This window comes from Ralstonia nicotianae (assembly GCF_018243235.1).
Taxonomy (GTDB): domain Bacteria; phylum Pseudomonadota; class Gammaproteobacteria; order Burkholderiales; family Burkholderiaceae; genus Ralstonia; species Ralstonia nicotianae.
Genome location: NZ_CP046675.1, coordinates 692,253 through 709,973, shown reverse-complemented (window position 1 = coordinate 709,973; position 17,721 = coordinate 692,253). Strand labels below are relative to the sequence as shown.

The window sequence follows — 17,721 nt, the reverse complement described above, 5'->3', positions numbered from 1 at the left end:
TTATGTCTATCGTTGATTCAAATGTGGTTGACATGATTGGAGTGCCTTCCGACGACTTGTCTCTTGTCGTTATGGGTATCTCAGATCATCTCGATTGGGGAAGTGGCGCGCAGGAACACCTGCTTCTGTTGCAGGAAAAGATAAACTGCTATCTGAGATTTGTGGAGAGTGGGGAGATATATGATGCGTTTCCCTCTGCGAGAGGGAGGCGATTTGTAATCGAAATAATTGCAAAATATGAGATGAATAACGAGAGTGCGAAAGATTTTTTCGTTGCAGCAAAGCGTATTCTGGAAGCTTCTGGAGTGGAGTTGAGATATTCATTTGCTCCTTGAGGGAGAGATGATCGGCTAGCAGGTCTAGGCTCGGGAGTGCTGATTCGCGTCGCTGGCGTGGAACAGCAAGAACTGGCGCAAGGACAGCACGCAGCAGGAGGTCGGCTCATCGATCCAGACCACTGGTGACTTGCGGCTCTCGGCGGGCAACGACCTGAACGCGCGGGGCGCCTCGGTGACGAGCGAGCAGGGCGCGCTGGTGGCGACGGCGGGCAACAACGTCAACCTGGGCGCGGCGCAGACCACGCGCGAGGTGGACGAGGCGCACCAGTTCAAGGGCAGCAGCAGCTGGTTCTCGAAGAAGACGATCACGACGCGCAACACGCTGTCGGAGACCACGACGCAGGGCACGACGTTCTCGGGCAACACGACGTACGTGCAGGCGGGCAACGACATCAACGTGAAGGGCAGCAACGTGGTGTCGACCGATGGGACGACGCTGATCGCCAAGCACGACGTCAACATTGATGCGGCGACCAATTCGACCACGGAGCGGCATTTCCGGGAGGAGAAGAAGTCGGGGCTGTTCAGCTCGGGCGGCATCGGCTTCACGATCGGCACCCAGCAGCAGAGCCAGGACAACCAGGACGCGCGCACCACGGCGGCGGCGTCCACGGTGGGTTCGACCAACGGCAATGTGGCGATCGGGGCGGGCAACCACTACCAGCAGGTGGGCAGCAACGTGGTAGCGCCGCAGGGCGACATCACCATCCAGGCCAAGAAGGTCGACATCCTGGAAGCGCAGGAGACCACGCATAGCACGCAGGAGACGCAGTTCAAGCAGTCGGGCCTGACGGTGGCGGTGACGGCGCCGGTGATCGCGGCGATCCAGACGGCGCAGCAGATGGGCCGTGCGGCAGGGCAGACGTCGGACGGGCGGATGAAGGTGCTGGCCGGTGCGACGACCGCATTGGCCGGCAAGAACGCGGCGGATGCGGTGGCGGCCGATCCGAAGTCGGGCGGCGGGGTGAGCATCTCGATCACGGTGGGAGGGAGCAAGAGCCAGAGCAAGACGACGCAGGACGCGACGCAGGCGGCGGGCTCGCAGGTGGCGGCGGGCGGCAATGTCAGCATCCAGGCCACGGGCGCGGGGCAGGATTCGACGCTGACGGTGCAGGGCAGCGACATCAAGGGCGGCGGGGACGTGAGCCTGAAGGCCGATGGCGACATCGACCTGCTGGCCGCGCGCAACGCGAGCGAGATGCACCGCTCGAGCAGCAGCGTGAGCGGCGGGGTGGGCGTGGCGGTGAGCCTGGGTTCCAACGGCGCGGCCTTCGGCGTGACGGCCAACGCGAGCGCCTCGCGCGGCAAGGGCGAGGGCTCGGACGTGAGCTGGACCAACACGCACGTGTCGGCGGGCAACACGCTGACGCTGGAATCGGGCGGCAGCACGAACCTGAAGGGGGCGGTTGCCACCGGCAAGCAGGTGGTGGCCAACGTGGGCGGCGACCTGAACATCGAAAGCCTGCAAGACACGAGCACGTACCACACCAAGGACCAGTCGATCGGCGGTAGCGTGACGGTGGGCTTTGGCTTCTCGGGCAGCGCGAACTTCAGTCAGCAGAAGATCGACAGCGATTTCGCCAGCGTGACCGAGCAGTCGGGCATCAAGGCGGGCGATCGCGGCTTCCAGGTCAATGTGCACGGCAACACCGACCTGAAGGGCGCGGTGATCGCCAGCACCGACAAGGCGGTGCAGGACGGGGTCAACAGCCTGACGACGGCGACGCTGACGCAGAGCGAGATTCACAACCGGGCGGAGTACAGCGCGAGCAGCATCGGTATGACGCTCAGCGGCGGCAAGGATGTCAAGGGTGGCCGCATCTCGCCAACCGGAGCGGGCGTGGGGCAGGACAGCGGCAGCGCGAGCAGCACAACGACATCCGGCATCTCCGGCATTGCGGGCAACACCGCTGTGCGCACGGGAGACGCGGAAACTGGTATCGCCAAGATTTTTGATGCCGACAAGGTGCAGAAGGAAATCAACGCCCAGATGCAGATCACCCTAGCCTTCAGCCAGCAGGCGGGCCAAGCCGTGAGCAACTATGTTGAGAAAAATCGCGGCGAACTGATCGCGCAGATGAAGAAAGCCACCACGGAGGAAGAGCGCAGCGCCGTGCAAGGCAAGCTCGATGATCTCAAGTTGCAAGAGCGTGTCATGAACATCCTTGTCGGCGCGGTCACTGGCGTGGGGACTGCCGCGGTCACCAAGGAAGGTCTCTCTGCCGCTGCAGATGAGATGCGCAGCTTGATGATCAAGGACTCCGCCAAGTTTGCGGGCGTGACGGATGGCACGACGACTTACGACAATCTGTCGGCGGAGAGTGCTGGCGTGCGCGGGGATGGCCACAAGGTGGGCGGGACGCGGTGGGATTTGGATGGTCTTTGCGGAGCCGATAATGCTCGGTGCAAGGTGTTGCGAGACACGAATGAACAACCGATCTTGGACGCCAATGGCAAGACACAACTGGCTCTCAACGAAAAAGGGCAGGTGCAGTTTGATCCCAAAGCAGCCAAGATGACACTAGACGCATTCTTGCAAACTGATGAGGGTAAGAAGCTCGGGGGTACAACGGGCGGTATTCAAGGCGTGAAGGGCACGCTATTCGGCGTTCCATACGAAGCTGGAAGCTGGCAAGACAAGCTGATCGAATCGTTTGCCGGTACACACGATCTGATCGGCGGCAAGCTCAGTGGTTTGTATGATGACCAAGGCAATGCGACCCGAGGGCGACCCGCCTCCGTGGTTAAGGCACAAGATACGTGGAGCGCTACTGGCGCGATCGTGACATCCAGTCCGTTTGCGATGGCGGAATATCTTCCGCCTTCGGTGTGGAATGCGATTTCTGTTTTTTTGAAAGCCGCGAGGTAGTAGCTATGAGGCTGAAACTAGCAATGATGGCAGTTGTATTGATTACATCGGGCTGCACCATTGGTAACGGGCACATCTGTGGACCGCAGACACCTGCGTTCTATTGTGATCGTGAGGCGTACGAGAAATTGATGCATCCCAAGCCCTACATTGAGAAATGGGAGAAGCAAGGAGCGACATCAGAAATGCGTGATCGGGACTCGGAGAGTTGTGGTGGCGGTTATGGTAAATACGCGCCAGGTTTCAGCCAGGAAAAAGTCAAGGCCGCACAGCGCCCGGGAGAAAAAGACAACGTTACGTATTCCCGATTGCATCATGAATGGCAACGCTGCATGCTCAAGAAGGGCTATCGGTACACCGGAGAGTGCTATAGCCAGTCGTCACCAGCGTGCGGAGCACCCTAACAACACCGATCTGAAGGGGCGCGTCTAGCAGCATGAGCGGCGGGTTCGGCGTGGCGATCAGCTTGAACTCCAACGGCGCGGCCTTCGGCGTGACGGCCAACGCGAGCGCCTCGCGCGGCAAGGGCGAGGGCTCGGACGTGAGCTGGACCAACACGCACGTATCGGCCGGCAACACGCTGACACTGGAATCGGGCGGCAACACGAACCTGAAGGGCGCGGTCGCCACCGGCAAGCAGGTAGTGGCCAACGTGGGCGGCGACCTGAACATCGAAAGCCTGCAAGACACGAGCACGTACCACACCAAGGACCAGTCGATCGGCGGTAGCGTGACGGTGGGCTTTGGCTTCTCGGGCAGCGCCAACTTCAGTCAGCAGAAGATCGACAGCGACTTCGCCAGCGTGACCGAGCAGTCGGGCATCAAGGCGGGCGATCGCGGCTTCCAGGTCAATGTGCACGGCAACACCGACCTGAAGGGCGCGGTGATCGCCAGCACAGACAAGGCGGTGCAGGACGGGGTCAACAGCCTGACGACGGCGACGCTGACGCAGAGCGAGATCCACAACCGGGCGGAGTACAGCGCGAGCAGCATCGGCATCGGCGGGGGCTACAGCTACGGTGGCGGCGGCATGATGCCGGTCGGTGGCGGCAGCGGTGGCGGTGGCAACACCACGGCCGGTGGCGTGGGCACCAACCAGCAGGGCCAGGCCACAACGGGCGGCGACAAGGTGCCGGGCAGCAACGTGCCGACCAGCGGCAACTGGAGCGCCACGCCACCGGTCGTGATGGGCGCCTCGGGCAGCGGCAGCAGCGTGACGGGCAGCGGCATCAGCGGCGGCGCGATCCACATCACGGACGATGCGAAGCAGCAGGCGCTGACGGGCAAGGACGGCGAGCAGACGGTGGCGAGCGTCAACCGGAACGTCAGCACCGAGCGGGATAGCAGCAATGCGCTCAAGCCGATCTTTAATGAGAAGGAGATTCAGGCGGGGTTCGAGATCGTTGGCGCGTTGCAGCGGGAGGCTGGAACGTTCCTGAGCAACCGCGCCAAGGAAGTCGACCAGAAGAACGCTCAGGCCAAGGATGCGGACGCAAAGGCAGCCGACCCCAGCAATGGCCTGACCGACGAGCAGCGTCTTGCACTGCGCGACCAGGCCTCGGCGCTGCGCTCGGAAGCGCAAGCGATCAATGACAAGTGGGGCGCGGGTGGCACCTATCGCCAGATCACCTCGGCGCTGATGGCCGGCGTTGGCGGCAACGTGACGGGCAGCACGGCACAGTTCGCCCAGAACATGGTGGTCAACTATGTGCAGCAGCAGGGGGCGAGCTACATCGGCAAGCTGGTCGCGGACGGCACGCTGGTCGAAGGCAGCCCGGCCCACGCCGCGTTGCATGCGATCGTCGCTTGCGCGGGTGCGGCGGCGAGCAGTCAAAGTTGCGGCTCAGGTGCGCTGGGTGCGGCGGCGAGCAGCTTGTTGACCGGCCTGTTCAGCGAAACCAGCCCGGACGAGACGGCCACGCAGCGCGAGGGCAAGCGCAATCTCATCACCAGCCTGGTGACCGGCATCGCCGCCATGAGCGGCGCGGATGCCACCACGGCCACCAACGGCGCCATCGCTGCGGTTGATAACAACTGGCTGGCGACGCAGCAGATCGTGCAGATGAAGAAGGAGCTGTCCAACGCGAAGTCGACGCTGGAGCAGTTGAAGGTGGCCAGCAAGTGGGCCTATATCTCGACCAAGCAGGATGTGCTGACCACCACGGGCATCGGCAAGGGGCTGGCGGAGTCGGGCTGGAACGACGTCAAGGGCGTGGCGGAATTCCTGGCGCACCCGATTGAGGGGCTGAAGGGGCTGAAGCAACTGATCAGCAGCCCGGATGCCCGGCAGCAACTGGGCGATGCGTTGTTCACGGAGCTGGATGCGAAGATCGACCGCATGAGCAAGGCCCTCAATGAGGGTGGGGATGCGAATGCGGAACAGCTGGGCAAGGACCTGGGTGGGCTGCTGTGGCAGGTGGGTAGTGTTGTGACTGGCGTGGGCGGGGTTGCAAAGGGGGCGACCAAGCTGGCATCAGTGGGTGTCCGTCTTGGCACCGACATGATGGAAACGCTGTCCGGTGCTGCGAAGTTCGATCGCCTGCTTGCGAACGGCGGCTTGTTCGCCGCAGACGGCAAGCCTCTGATGGACTTCCGGAGCCTTAGCAATCCGCAGAAGAGTATTGTGGGTGACATGCTGGGTGGCGAAAAGGTTAAGCAGCTACTGCCGGATGCTCAGAAAATTGGTCGAACCCCAGGCGTTGGTGAAGCCGGCATTGATGATCTCTACAAGGTCAATAAGCCGGGTGTGGATTACGTAGTCGTAGAATACAAATTTGGCTCATCTAAGCTGGGTAATCCAGCAGATGGTTTGCAGATGAGTGATGATTGGATTGCAGGAGCGAAAACAGGCAAGAGTCGTGTTCTCGATTCATTGAGTGGTGATAGGGTTGAGGCAGGAAAATTTATGGATGCATTTGATGCCGGGCGAGTTGAGAAGTGGCTGGTCCATACAGATCCCTTCGGAAACGTCACCGTAGGTGTGCTGGATAAGAACGGGAAATTTCTCCCCGATCCCGTCAAGGCATCGAAAATTCTAGGATCAAAATGATGGTCAGAGAAAATCTGGGCGATGTGGCTTACTGGAACAAGTGGGTCGACTACGGCGACGCTCGTATTGCGGAGATGATCAATCGCGCAAAGGAGCCATCCCGTAATCCAGGCTATCGGCCTCAATACGTCTATGAGATCGCCAGGGAGAATTATGAGCAGATGCTGCGAAGATACTCGCGAGGTGACTCTGTTTTGGAGTTGGAAAACTATTTTCTCACGCTAATTGATGCATGGGAGAAATCCGAGCTCCTTGGAAAAGATGTTTGGACGGAAGAGCAACAATATACCCGCCATGCATGGGGCGTTAATTTAGATCACTATATAGTTTGTTTCTGGCTTGTGGGGTTGGCGCTAGCGCTAAATATTCCGGATGGCCAATGGAGGCGCTTGATTGCATTGATCGGAAATGAAGGCGAGGATGTATTGCTGGATCGTATTATTGCGTCTCGCCAGTCTGGTAGGCGGGTCGGTGAGAAGCTTTGTCATCCGAAGCCATATCAGCGGTTATTGGATGCAGTCAATGCACCGAAAACTGAACAGGGGAAATCATTGTTTGCCTTTGTCGAAAAATGGTATGCCGAACTGGACAGGCCGCCCAAGAAAGGGTTGTCTGAGCAGACAGCGATGTATGACAGGCCCTATTGGCATCGATACGGCGACCAGAATTTCGAAGGAGGCGCTTATTTTGGGCGCTGGTGTGTGGAAGCCGTCGCGGCGGTGAAAGCATTTGGTATTGACGACAGCCTTTGTCTGGGACATCCGAATTATCCAGGGGATTTGCTGCATGCCGATGCGCCGACCACGCATCCTTCGCGTCCCGCGCCGGAAGGAATCGGCAGTGGGGAAGCCGGTGGGACAGCCGATGTTGTGAAAAGGTCCGGCTGGCTATCCCGCTTGTTTGGGAAGTCGTAGCGGTTGTTCATGCCGATGATGGTCTTTGGGGGGGGAACTCCACGAAGGATTGGATCGGGCAGGCGTCGAATCAGCGTCGTTTGCCATGTCAGAGCAGTTGCCCTCTCCTGTGTGGAATGCAATCTCTATCCTACTTAAGGCTGAAAAATGAAGAATCCGAATTCTGTCGCCGCGATTTTCTGCGCAACGTTATTGCTAAACGGCTGTGGAATTGGCGGATTCTGGATGAATGGTGATCCCTCCGCTGGAAAAGACCTGAAGCCTTACATAGAGGAATGGGAGAAGCCCAGTGTGACATCTGAGATGCGGCGCCGGGATTCGGAAAGCTGCGGGGGAGGAGACAGTAACCACGCTCCTCTTTTTACTGCTGCTGAGATCAAGGCAGAACAGCGTTCCGGCGAAAAGGAGAATGCTGCATATTCCCGCCTTCATCACAGATGGCAACGCTGCATGCTCGGGAAGGGCTATCGCTACATGGGAACGTGCTATAGCCAATCCTCGCCAGGGTGCGGCGCACCTTGACAGCCGGATACGCGCACAGGCAAGCCGCTACCCGCGTCGCCCATGTCGCCACGTGAACTCAGCCTGAAACACTACTCGATCGACCTATTCGGTCAGTATGACGATACTGGCTATGATCGAATATTGGAATCCGTGAGCGGTAACCAACAGGTGGCAGACAGCGTCGACTACTTTGCGCTCTGGAAGAGTTGAAAAGTGGTTCGTGCATACGGATCCCTTTGGTCAGGTCACCGTCGGTGTCTTGGATAAGAGCGGCAAGTTCATTCCTAACCCAGCACAGGCTTCGAAGATTATTGGAGGTGGCGGTTGATTCGTTCGGCGTGTGGAGACCAAGCATATTGGGACGAATGGGTTGAGTACGCAGAGGATCGCTTCCAAGCGGTCCACGATTCCCTGAAGACTGCGGCGGGAGATGCGAGCTACGAGCCCCAATATCTCTTCAATCTTGCAAAGGGGTACTGGCATCAGATGTTGCGTCGCTACTCGCGAGGTGACGCTGTTTCGCAGATCACTCGGTATTTCCCCCCGCTGCTGGACGCGTGGGAAGAGGCGGAGCGTCTCGGGAAGTCAGTTTGGACGGAGAAGCAGCAGTACACCCGTCATGCGTGGGCTGTGAATCTGGACCACTACATTGTGTGTTTCTGGCTGGTGGGCCTTGCTCTGGTACTGGATATTCCAGATGACCTGTGGAATCGTCTTCTCCAATTGATCGGAAACGAAGGGGAGGACGAACTGCTGGACCGCGTCATTGCTTCTCGGCAGGCGGGGCGCCAGATCGGCACACGGTTGTGCCACCCGCAACCGTATCGACGGTTATTGGACGCAGTGAATGCGCCGCGTGACGAACAAGCTGAACCGCTTTTCGCGTTCGTCAACAATTGGTATGTCGAACTGGACTGGCCGCCCAAGCAAGGGTTGTCTGAGCAGACAGCGATGTATGACAGGCCCTATTGGCATCGATACGGCGACCAGAATTTCGAAGGAGGCGCTTATTTTGGGCGCTGGTGTGTGGAAGCCGTCGCGGCAGTGAGAGTATTTGGTATTGACGACAGCCTTTGTTTGGGGCATCCGAATTATCCAGGGGATTTGCTGCATGCCGATGCGCCGACCACGCATCCTTCGCGTCCCGCGCCAGAAGGAGGCGGCAGCGGGGAAGCCGGTGGGACAGCCGATGTTGTGAAACGGTCCGGCTGGCTGTCCCGCTTGTTTGGGAAGTTGTAGCGGTGGCTCGTGCCGATGATGTTCTTTAGGGTGAGAACTTCACGAAATTCACTGAATTTAAGAGGGTGATTTGTCTATTGCCATCTGTGTAGAGGTGGAAAATCGCTTAACTTGGCAGGAAATGAAAAATATCTTGCTCGCGATGGGACTGTTCGTGACGCAGGAAGATGACGGCGAAATTCGGGGTGGTCTTCCGGCTTCAAATATGTGTGTTGTCGCAAAGGTCGTGACGGATCCGGATCGCATGCATCCCCTTACAGAGGGGGCGGATTTTGCGAAGGACTGGATCATTGGGATTAGGGCAGAGTTTTATTATGTTATGAGCCGCTATGCTGCGTGCAGTTCAGAGATGCATGAATTCATCTCAAGGCTGATTGACGTAAGTCCTGCATACTTCATCGTTGCATTTGAGAACGAGAAGGTTTATGCGATTAGAGATCGGGCAGGGTTGACTGTTCTTTCAAATTTTTGAGCGGCCGTAGGCATTCAGAGTCAATTGAGACGCCCGGCAGAGTTTGGTGGATTCCCGCGCAGCGACACAAATCTCCACACCCGCACCGGCTTCTTCCTGCCAAACTACCCCGCAGGAATCGGCAGACAGCAGCCCGACGAATCGACTGACCGAGCATCGGCCGCTGTAAAGAAAACAAACCATGCAGAAGAAACACCTGGCAGCGCTGCTGCTCCCGCTGATGGCGTCGCTGAGCCACGCCGGCGAATTTCACGCGCCGGACACCCTGGTCTGGCAAGACCGTACCTACCAGCTCGCCTATCAGAACGCCCTGCCCGATGGCCAGCGCTTCTATGAGTACACGACCAACGGCGAGTCCGTCGACGCCTGGACGACGTTGTTGACCTTGCGCTACGGCAAGAACATTCAGCAGGACCCCACGGCGTGGGTCGTCGCCACCAAGCATGCCCTGGACCGGGCCACGCCGCGCCCGCATTACCAGTTGTCCGTCGATGGGCCGAGCGGTTACGCGCGGATCCTCTACGAGCCGACGGCGAAGGCGCCGACCTACGAGTCCGATGCGCACCGTTCCTACCATGTCGGTGCCTGCGATGGGCTGGTGATCTACCAGGTGGCGGTCAAGTACGAGCCGGCCGCGGATGCCTCCCCGAAGGGCCGCTTCGAGCGGCTGGACTGGATTGCCGGCGAGAACGCCAAGCTGGCCGACGCTCTGAAAAAGCAGGCCTGGGTGCCACGCTGCGACTGACGCGCGTGCTTTGCGACGGCACCGTTTTCGAATCCACCGACTGTTTCCGAAGAACCATCGTGATCCTGATCTGGCAAGGCCTCGGCTTTCTCGCCGTACTGATTCCCCTGTGCGTTTCGCTCGTCGGCCAGCTTGCGGCCGATGCGCTGTTCGGCAAGGGCTACTACACCGCGCACCATTCCGTGTTTGCCACGCTGATGGTGCTCAGCGCCGCGGCTGTCTGGCATCTGGGCAGGTGCTCAACAGCCGGCCGGGCCGGGTGCTGGTCGATCCGAAGACGGGGCAGCAGGTCGAGCTGAAGGCGAGGCACACGCTGTTCTGGATTCCCCTGCAGTGGACGGCGCTGCTGGTGGTGGCGTTTGGCGTGTCGTCGCTGTTCCAATGACGGCGGGGCTGCGGCGCGTGCTGGCGGCGTGGGCGCTTGTCTGCGTGCCGGCGGTCCATGCCGCGACGGTGGAGGAGGCACAGGCCAGCATGGCACGGTATGACGGCATTGATGCGGGCGTCGCGCTGTTTGCACACGGCGATCACCTGCGGGCGTTCTGCAGCCGCTATCCGACGGAGGCCGCGGCATTGCGTGCTGCCGTGGCGGAATTCGAAGCCGCCTATCCGGACCTCGTCAGGCACGCCAAGGAAGCGCCGTGGTTCGGCATGGTTGGCGATTCGGTGGTGGCATCCCTCAATCTGACGGACGACCCGGACGACATCTTCCACAGCGCTGAACGGTACGCCAACAGTGCTGGGACCGTGCACAAGCTCGCCACCGACCCGGGCGCACGCGCGCTGTTCCTGGCCTGGCGCTTTCCGCAGCCGGCGGGTACGCCCTCGGCCGGCGCACCCTGACGTGCATGCGCAGCGCGCCGGTCTGCGTGTGCCGGCGCGCCGCAGCGTCTTACATCTTGTACCGCACGCCCAGTAGCGCCATGCGCGGCGCGCCCGGCAGGTTGTAGTTCTCCGCGCCGCCGTGGGCCGAGACGTAGTATGCGCGGTTGAACAGGTTCTGCAGGTTCAGCGTCACGTCGACATGCTTGCTGCGATAGCCGGCGCCCAGGTCGACGGTCATGTAGCCGGGCAGCGTGGTGACGTTGTACTGCGAGGCAAAGCGCGCGCCTTCGGCACGGAGGCCGCCGGCCACGTAGAAGCCGTTGGGCAGATCGTGCTTGACCCACAGCGAGCCGCTGTGGCGCGGCGTCAGCGACGGCTGGTTGCCCGAGACCGACACGCCGTTGCTCTTGTCGAACGGATTGGTCAGCACGCCGTTCAGGTAGGCGTAGCTGGCGATCACGGACCACGTCTTCACCACCTCGCCGGTGAAGGACAGTTCCAGCCCGCGCGTGCGCTGCGTGCCGATGGGCACGGCCAGCTGCGTCGCGGGGTCGACGCTGGTCAGGTTGGTCTGCTTCATGTCGAACAGCGCGGCGCTCACGCTGGCGCTGGCCGACACATCGTATTTGGCGCCGATCTCGTAGTTGGTGGTCGACTGCGGGGCCAGCGCGCTGCTGTTGGTGTAGTAGGTGAAGCTGTCCGCCAGCGGCTGGAACGAGCGGCTGTACGACGCATACAGCGACAGCGCTTCGACCGGGTGGTACACGATGCCCAGGCGCGGGCTGACCGGCTTGTCGGTGCGCGACAGGTCCTGGTTCTTCGGGGTCAGGTCGTCGCGGCTCTGTTTGAGGACTTCGTAGCGCAGGCCGGCCAGCACCGTCCATTGTGGCGAGAACTTGATGAGGTCCTGCGCGTACATCGCGTAGGTCTCGTTGTGGGTGAGGCCGTAGTTGCTGGGCGTGGCGTTGGCCGGCACCGTCGGCAAGACCACCGGCACCGGGTTGAACAGGTTGTAGGTGAAGCTGCCCGAGGCGGCGGCCACGCGGTCGCTCTTGTCCTGGTAGCCCAGCTCGATGCCGTACAGCAGCGTGTGCCGGATGCCGAAGGTCTCGGCCTGCTGGGTCAGCTCGTTCTGCCAGACGGTGCCGCGGTCGCTGCGGTTGCGCTGGTTGACGCCGAGCGTGACGGTGGGCACGGCCCCGCCGGTCACCCGGCTCACGGTCACGTAGTTGTTGCGGCCCAGCGCGTATTCGTAGTTGCGCACCACGCTGTGGAACGACCACTGGTCGTTGATGCGGTGGTCCAGCGTGCCGGTCACGCTCTTGACGGTGGTCTCGACATTGCCGTCGCCCGCGTTGGCCGAGCCATAGCGCGTCTCGATCGGCACGTTGACGGGGCGGCCGCGGTACGACGGCACGCCTTGGTCGGCGATGCGCGTGTCGTGCAGGTAGTCGAACTGCAGCGTCAGCTTGGTATCGGGCGACAAGTTGAACAGGAACGACGGCGAGATCGCCTGGCGGCGCAGGAAATAGTCGTTGCGGAAGCCGCCGGAATCTTCCACGGCGCCGGTCAGGCGGGCGCGGACGGCGTCGTCGTTGATGGAGGTGTTGAGGTCGAACTCGGCGCGCTTCTGGCCCTCGGTGCCGAGCAGCACGCCCACTTCGGCCATTGGCGTCGCGAGCGGCTTCTTGGTCACGCGGTTGATGATGCCGCCCGACGAGCCGCGCCCGTACAGCACGGCGGCCGGCCCCTTCAGCACCTCGATGCGCTCGACGTTGGAGAGGTCGCGGAAGTACAGCGCATCGTCGCGCAGGCCGTCGACGTACTGGTCGTTGATCGCCGAGAAGCCGCGGATGGTGACCTGATCGCGCTGCGCGTCGCCGAGCGAGGCGGACACGCCGGGCACGTTGCGCAGCGTATCGTTGAGCGACAGGGCGCCCTGGTCCTGGATCACCGCGCGCGGCACGACGTTGACCGACTGCGGAATCTCGCGCAGCGGCGCCGGGATCTTGGTGGCCGTGGTGGCGACGGGCGTGTCATAGCTGGTGCGGCTGCGCGTGCCCAGCACGGTGGCGGCGGGGAGCGTGCCGGCTTCCACGGTCGGGCCGGCCTTTGCGGCTTCCTCGGCGAAAGCTGCCTGGGCGAAGAAGGGCAAGGTTCCAAGGACAGCCAGAGAGAGGCACAGGCGTTTCGGCGGCATGACGGTTCCCGTAAAGTGAGCAGGCCCGATGGCGGGCAGGGCGCCGTTCCCGCGGGGTGGCGCCTTCAATTTGTGAAGGCGCAAATACTAATGAGAACAATTCCTATTTACAAGAGTGTTAAGCAATACTTTTGACTGAGTGTGGGTTTTTCGTCGCTGGGCGCGGTGGCATTCCGCGCACAATGCTGTGCACCGGGCGGCACGCAGCGTCGGTGGTTGTGTGGCGCCGTCTCATCTTCCTGTTCCCATTCCTGTTCTGGTCGCTATGTCGCTTTCTGCACCTTCCCCGTCGGTCTTGCGCGTGGCGCTGGTCGGCTACGGTTACGCCGGCAAGCTGTTCCATGCCGCGCTGATCGGTGCCGTGCCCGGGCTGCGCCTGCATGTGGTCGGCTCCAATCGGCCCGAGGCCGTGCTGGCGGACTTGCCCGATGCGCTGGTCTGTCCGCCCGAGGCCGCGGCCGTGCATCCCGAGGCCGATCTCGTCGTCATCGCGGCGCCGAACGATCGCCATGCCGCGCTGGCCGAGGCCGCGCTGCGCGCCGGCAAGCACGTAGTGGTCGACAAGCCGTTCACCGTCACGCTGGCCGAGGCGCGGCACCTGGCGCGGGTGGCGCGCGAGACCGGCCGCCTGCTGTCGGTGTTCCAGAACCGGCGCTGGGACAGCGATTTCCTGGCCCTGCGCGCCACGCTGGCCAGCGGCGCGATCGGCGAGGCGATGCATGTCGAGGCGCATTTCGACCGCTACCGCCCCCAGGTGCGCGCCCGCTGGCGCGAGCAGGCCGGGCAGGGCACCGGCATCTGGTTCGATCTGGGGCCGCACCTGGTCGATCAGGCACTGGTGCTGCTGGGCCTGCCGGAGCTGGTGAGCGCCTCGTTCGCGTGTCAGCGGCCCGGCGCCGAGACGGCCGATTGGGCCCACGTCGTCCTGCACTACGGCGAGCGGCGCGCCATCCTGCACGCCAGCATGCTGGTGGCCGGCGGCGCACCGCGCTGGATCGTGCACGGCACGCGCGGCTCGTTCATCAAGCAGGGGATGGATCGGCAGGAGGCGCAACTGCTGGCCGGCATGGCGCCGGGCGCCGCCGGCTGGGGCAGCGACCACGATGCCGCCCGTCTGATCGACGGCGCCAGCGCGGCCGTCACCGAGATTGCCGCGCCGGCCGGCGACCAGCGCGCGTACTACGCCGCGGTGCGCGATGCGATCGGCGGGGCCGCGCCGAACCCGGTGCCGCCGGTCCAGGCCGTGGCGGTGATGGCCGTGCTCGAAGCGGCATTGGCGGCGGCCGAGACCGGCGCCGCCGCCGTGCCCGACCTGACCGATTCCGAACGGGCCGACTGGGCAGCGACGGCGCCGGCGGGGTAAGCCGGGCGCCCGGCGCCTACATGCGCTTGCCGGGGCGCGGCGAGCCGGCCTTGCGGTGGATGTCGTGCGTGGCGAAGCCGGATACGCTGTCGGGCATCGCCAGCCACTCCGGGTGCGACAGCGATTCGCGGATATCCGCCAGCCCCGAATGCCAATGGTCGCGCATGGTCGACGGGCCGAACTGGATATCCTTGCCCGGGCCCTCGTCTTCCTTGGCCGCGTAGATCAGGTGGATGACGTTGAAGTGCTTGTTGCTGGCCAGCTCCTGCGCGTGCCGGTACCACGCCGTGTGGCCGAATTCCGAGGCCGGCAGGTGGTCGAGCATGGTGAGCACCAGCCGCCGCGTCGATTGCGCGCGCTCCATCCAGTCGGTGACCAGCCGGGTGCGGCTGGAATACTGCAGGTCCTTGCGCCGGCTGGCCACGCCGATCATGGTGTCGGGCACCGGCCCCACCGCGCTCCACAGGTCCACCTGGAACACCAGCGTGTCGCGGCGCGGCGTGCTCTCCAGCACGTAGGACAGCGGCGTATTGGAGACGACCCCGCCGTCCCAGTAATACTCGCCGTCGATCAGCACGGGCGGGAAGCCCGGCGGCAGCGCGCCGGAGGCCATGAAGTGCTCCGCGCGCAGGCGGCGCTCGGTGTTGTCGAAGCATTCGAGATTGCCGGTGCGCACATTGACCGCGCCCACCGACACGCGGATGCCGCCGTCGTTGATGCGGTCGAAATCGCACAGGCGCTCCAGCGTGGCTTTCAGCGGCGTGGTGTCGTAGTAGCTCGCCTCCAGCGGATCGACTTCGCTGGCCGGCAGCGGCGCCGGCCAGCGGGGCGCGAAGAAGCCGCGCTGGCCCTCGATGAACGTCTCGCCGATCTGCATGGCCGTCAGCCACTTGCGCATGTGCATGTTGCCGTCGAACCAGGCGTTCTCCAGGATGTCCGGCAGCGGCGGCGAGAAGCCCGGCTGGCAGATGGTCTGCCAGAATTCGCGCAGCCTGGCCAGCCGCTGTTCCGGCGCATTGCCGGCGATGATCGCGGTGTTCAGCGCACCGATGGAAATGCCCGCGATCCAGTTCGGTGCAATGCCCGCCGCATCGAGCCCCTCGAACACGCCGGCCTGGTACGCGCCCAGCGCGCCGCCGCCTTGCAGCACCAGTGCGATGTTCTCGTAGGCGGGCAGCGCGATGCGCGGGGCCCCGGTCTGCGGGGCGTCGGCCGGGCCGGGGGATGGCGCGGCGGCCGGGGCCGAACGCTTGGCTGCGGGCTTGCGTGGTGTGGATGCGGGCATGTCTCCTCCGTTTGCTGGCACTGGGCCGGGCTTACTGCATGAACCAGCCGTGGCTGACCACGAACGATTGGCCGGTCAGCGCCGCGCTAGGGAAGCTCGCCAGGAAGCGCACGGTCTCGGCCACATCTTCCACCGTTGTGAACACGCCGTCGACGGTGCCGCCCAGCATCACCTTCTTCACCACGTCTTCCTCGCTGATGCCGAGCTCCTTGGCCTGCTCGGGAATCTGCTTGTCGACCAGCGGCGTGCGCACGAACCCCGGGCATACCACGTGCGAGCGCACGTTATGCGCCGCGCCCTCTTTGGCCAGCACCTTGGACAGCCCCAGCAGCGCGTGCTTGGCCGCCACGTAGGCCGACTTCAGCGGCGAGCCCTCGTGCGAGTGCACCGAGCCCATGTAGATCACCACGCCGCCGCGCTTGTCCTTGTACATGTGGCGCAGCGCCGCGCGCGTGGTCAGGAAGGCGCCGTCGACGTGGATGGCCTGCATCTTCTTCCAGTCGGCAAAGGCATAGCTCTCGATCGGGTTGACGATCTGGACGCCGGCGTTGGAGACCAAGATGTCGACCGAGCCCAGTTCGGCCGCCACGCGGTCGATGCCGATGTCGACCGCCTGTTCGTCGGTGACGTCCATGCGCAGGCCGATGGCCTTGCCGCCGGCGTCGGTGATCTCCTTGGCGGCGGCCTGGGCGCCATCTTCGTTCAGGTCGACGATGCCGATGGCCGCGCCGGCCCGGGCAAGCGTGAGGGCGATCTGCTTGCCGATGCCGCTGGCGGCACCGGTGACGACGGCGACTTTTCCTTTCAGGTCGGACATGCTGTGTGCTCCGCGAGGGTGGGGTGGGACAGGGGGATGGGGACCTACTTGGCGAGGTAATCGAACACGACCTCGCCCATGCCGAGGGTCAGGTCGGCGATCAGGTGCCGGGCTTCCACGATTTCCAGCACCGGCAGGTCGGCCACCGGCGCCAGCGCATGGTGCGCGAGCTCCAGCGAAGCCGGGCCGGTCCAGGCGCCCTTCATGACGATGTCGTCCATGGTGTTGCGCGACAGCTCGCAGATGCGCGCCGTCCTGCCGTCCACGTGGGGAATGATCTTCAGCAGGAAGTTGGGCCGCGCCAGGCGCTGCTGCTGCGCCGCGAGGTCCAGCTCCTTGTGCTTGTAGCCCATGGTGCCGGTGGCCACGCGCACGGGGCCGTAGTCGAGCGTGCCGAGCAGGGTGTCCTTGCTGGTCTGCAGCCTGGGCGTGGCGAGCTTCTTGGGAAAGCCCCACATCTCGCGGCCGCCGGCCAGCGGCGGATGGTCGTCCAGGTACATGGCGAGCGTGTAGGTGCCGGGCTTGCCCTCGAAGGTGACGGGGATCACCTGGCCGCTCTCGGTGTAGTCGCCGAAGCCGGTGGAGTCGGCCATGCGGATGAACTCATAGCTCACCAGCGGCTCGGGCACCTCCAGCGGCTCGGGCACCATCGCGCGCAGCCTGGCCGGGTCGGTGCGATAGGTGATGATGAAAAATTCGCGGTTGATGAAGCGGTAGGGGCCGGGCGGATAGGCCGGGCTGGTCAGCGGCATGGCGAAGGCAGTCTTGCGGACGGTATCGATGTCCATGGCTCTCCTTGTGCGTGGTGCGAATCCTCGGGCCCGCCGTGGCGCCAGCGGCGGACACCCGGCTGCATGCGATCCGGGGCAGGTCGGCCTTGCCAGCGGCCGGCCGTGCCCGCCTGACACCGGCCGGCAGCCGGGGCGCATGTCCCTGGCGACCGTTCCGTCCGTCGCAGGGTCGCGCCCGCGCCGGCTGGCCTCGACTGGGTCGGCGCGCGGTCGAGCGCCCGGCCTGGCCGTGCTGGCGTGCCTCGACCACGATAGACAAAGTGCAAGGGTGCCGCACCCGGCATGGGCGCCGGCTCACCGGCACACCGTT

Annotated in this window: 16 protein-coding genes and 1 pseudogene; 13 read left to right on the top strand and 4 right to left on the bottom strand. The window is 63.3% G+C overall.

Annotated elements, in window-relative coordinates:
* Positions 1-2: 2 nt before the first annotated feature.
* The 12 genes and pseudogenes from GO999_RS19400 to GO999_RS19345 all read left to right on the top strand — a co-directional run bounded on the left by GO999_RS19400 (position 3) and on the right by GO999_RS19345 (position 10,973).
* Complete coding sequence (locus GO999_RS19400) at positions 3-335, top strand: DUF6572 domain-containing protein (protein WP_211907128.1); 333 nt, start codon at positions 3-5, stop codon at positions 333-335.
* Positions 336-387: 52 nt separating this feature from the next.
* Positions 388-3,207, top strand: a complete 2,820-nt coding sequence (locus GO999_RS19395) for a hemagglutinin repeat-containing protein (RefSeq protein WP_328517103.1) — start codon at positions 388-390, stop codon at positions 3,205-3,207.
* 131 nt (positions 3,208-3,338) lie between these two features.
* A complete protein-coding gene (locus GO999_RS19390) occupies positions 3,339-3,611 on the top strand; it encodes a hypothetical protein (protein WP_173940863.1) in 273 nt (90 codons plus the stop codon).
* A 20-nt stretch (positions 3,612-3,631) separates the two neighbouring features.
* Positions 3,632-6,256 (top strand): annotated as a pseudogene (locus GO999_RS19385) (hemagglutinin repeat-containing protein); the annotation flags it as partial.
* Positions 6,256-7,170 carry a PoNi-like cognate immunity protein gene (locus GO999_RS19380; protein WP_211907193.1) on the top strand — a complete coding sequence of 305 codons (915 nt, stop codon included), beginning with the start codon at positions 6,256-6,258 and terminating at the stop codon, positions 7,168-7,170. The pseudogene GO999_RS19385 and the gene GO999_RS19380, both read left to right, overlap by 1 nt.
* 147 nt (positions 7,171-7,317) lie before the next feature.
* A complete protein-coding gene (locus GO999_RS19375; RefSeq protein ID WP_011004358.1) occupies positions 7,318-7,692 on the top strand; it encodes a hypothetical protein in 375 nt (124 codons plus the stop codon).
* 42 nt (positions 7,693-7,734) lie between these two features.
* On the top strand, positions 7,735-7,884 hold the full coding sequence (locus GO999_RS25120; protein WP_111374528.1) for a hypothetical protein: 150 nt from the start codon (positions 7,735-7,737) through the stop codon (positions 7,882-7,884).
* 114 nt (positions 7,885-7,998) lie between these two features.
* Positions 7,999-8,913 carry a PoNi-like cognate immunity protein gene (locus GO999_RS19365; protein ID WP_081350319.1) on the top strand — a complete coding sequence of 305 codons (915 nt, stop codon included), beginning with the start codon at positions 7,999-8,001 and terminating at the stop codon, positions 8,911-8,913.
* A 70-nt stretch (positions 8,914-8,983) separates the two neighbouring features.
* Entirely contained in the window at positions 8,984-9,385 is a 402-nt protein-coding gene (locus GO999_RS19360) for a hypothetical protein (RefSeq protein ID WP_211907126.1), read from the top strand.
* Between the two features lie 181 nt (positions 9,386-9,566).
* On the top strand, positions 9,567-10,130 hold the full coding sequence (locus tag GO999_RS19355; protein ID WP_064478533.1) for an HI_0983 family protein: 564 nt from the start codon (positions 9,567-9,569) through the stop codon (positions 10,128-10,130).
* A gap of 235 nt (positions 10,131-10,365) precedes the next feature.
* Positions 10,366-10,515, top strand: coding sequence for an HU family DNA-binding protein (locus GO999_RS24840; protein WP_020829944.1), 150 nt, complete (start codon positions 10,366-10,368; stop codon positions 10,513-10,515).
* Entirely contained in the window at positions 10,512-10,973 is a 462-nt protein-coding gene (locus tag GO999_RS19345; RefSeq protein ID WP_165591900.1) for an acyltransferase, read from the top strand. The genes GO999_RS24840 and GO999_RS19345 overlap by 4 nt, the downstream gene beginning before the upstream one ends.
* Before the next feature lie 49 nt (positions 10,974-11,022).
* Here GO999_RS19345 and GO999_RS19340 read toward each other — a convergent pair whose 3' ends face one another.
* Positions 11,023-13,155: a TonB-dependent receptor gene (locus tag GO999_RS19340; RefSeq protein WP_020829945.1), complete on the bottom strand. Its 2,133-nt coding sequence runs from the start codon at positions 13,153-13,155 to the stop codon at positions 11,023-11,025.
* 265 nt (positions 13,156-13,420) lie between these two features.
* Between GO999_RS19340 and GO999_RS19335 the strand changes: the two genes are divergently transcribed.
* Complete coding sequence (locus tag GO999_RS19335) at positions 13,421-14,518, top strand: oxidoreductase (protein WP_211907125.1); 1,098 nt, start codon at positions 13,421-13,423, stop codon at positions 14,516-14,518.
* Between the two features lie 16 nt (positions 14,519-14,534).
* Here the strand turns inward: GO999_RS19335 and GO999_RS19330 are convergent, their stop codons facing one another.
* The 3 genes from GO999_RS19330 to GO999_RS19320 are packed head-to-tail and all read right to left on the bottom strand — an operon-like array spanning position 14,535 to position 17,408.
* Positions 14,535-15,803, bottom strand: a complete 1,269-nt coding sequence (locus tag GO999_RS19330) for a DUF3734 domain-containing protein (protein ID WP_019719593.1) — start codon at positions 15,801-15,803, stop codon at positions 14,535-14,537.
* Positions 15,804-15,834: 31 nt separating this feature from the next.
* Positions 15,835-16,620: a 3-hydroxybutyrate dehydrogenase gene (locus tag GO999_RS19325; RefSeq protein ID WP_011004348.1), complete on the bottom strand. Its 786-nt coding sequence runs from the start codon at positions 16,618-16,620 to the stop codon at positions 15,835-15,837.
* A gap of 44 nt (positions 16,621-16,664) precedes the next feature.
* Entirely contained in the window at positions 16,665-17,408 is a 744-nt protein-coding gene (locus GO999_RS19320) for an acetoacetate decarboxylase (protein WP_058908115.1), read from the bottom strand.
* Positions 17,409-17,721: the final 313 nt, after the last annotated feature.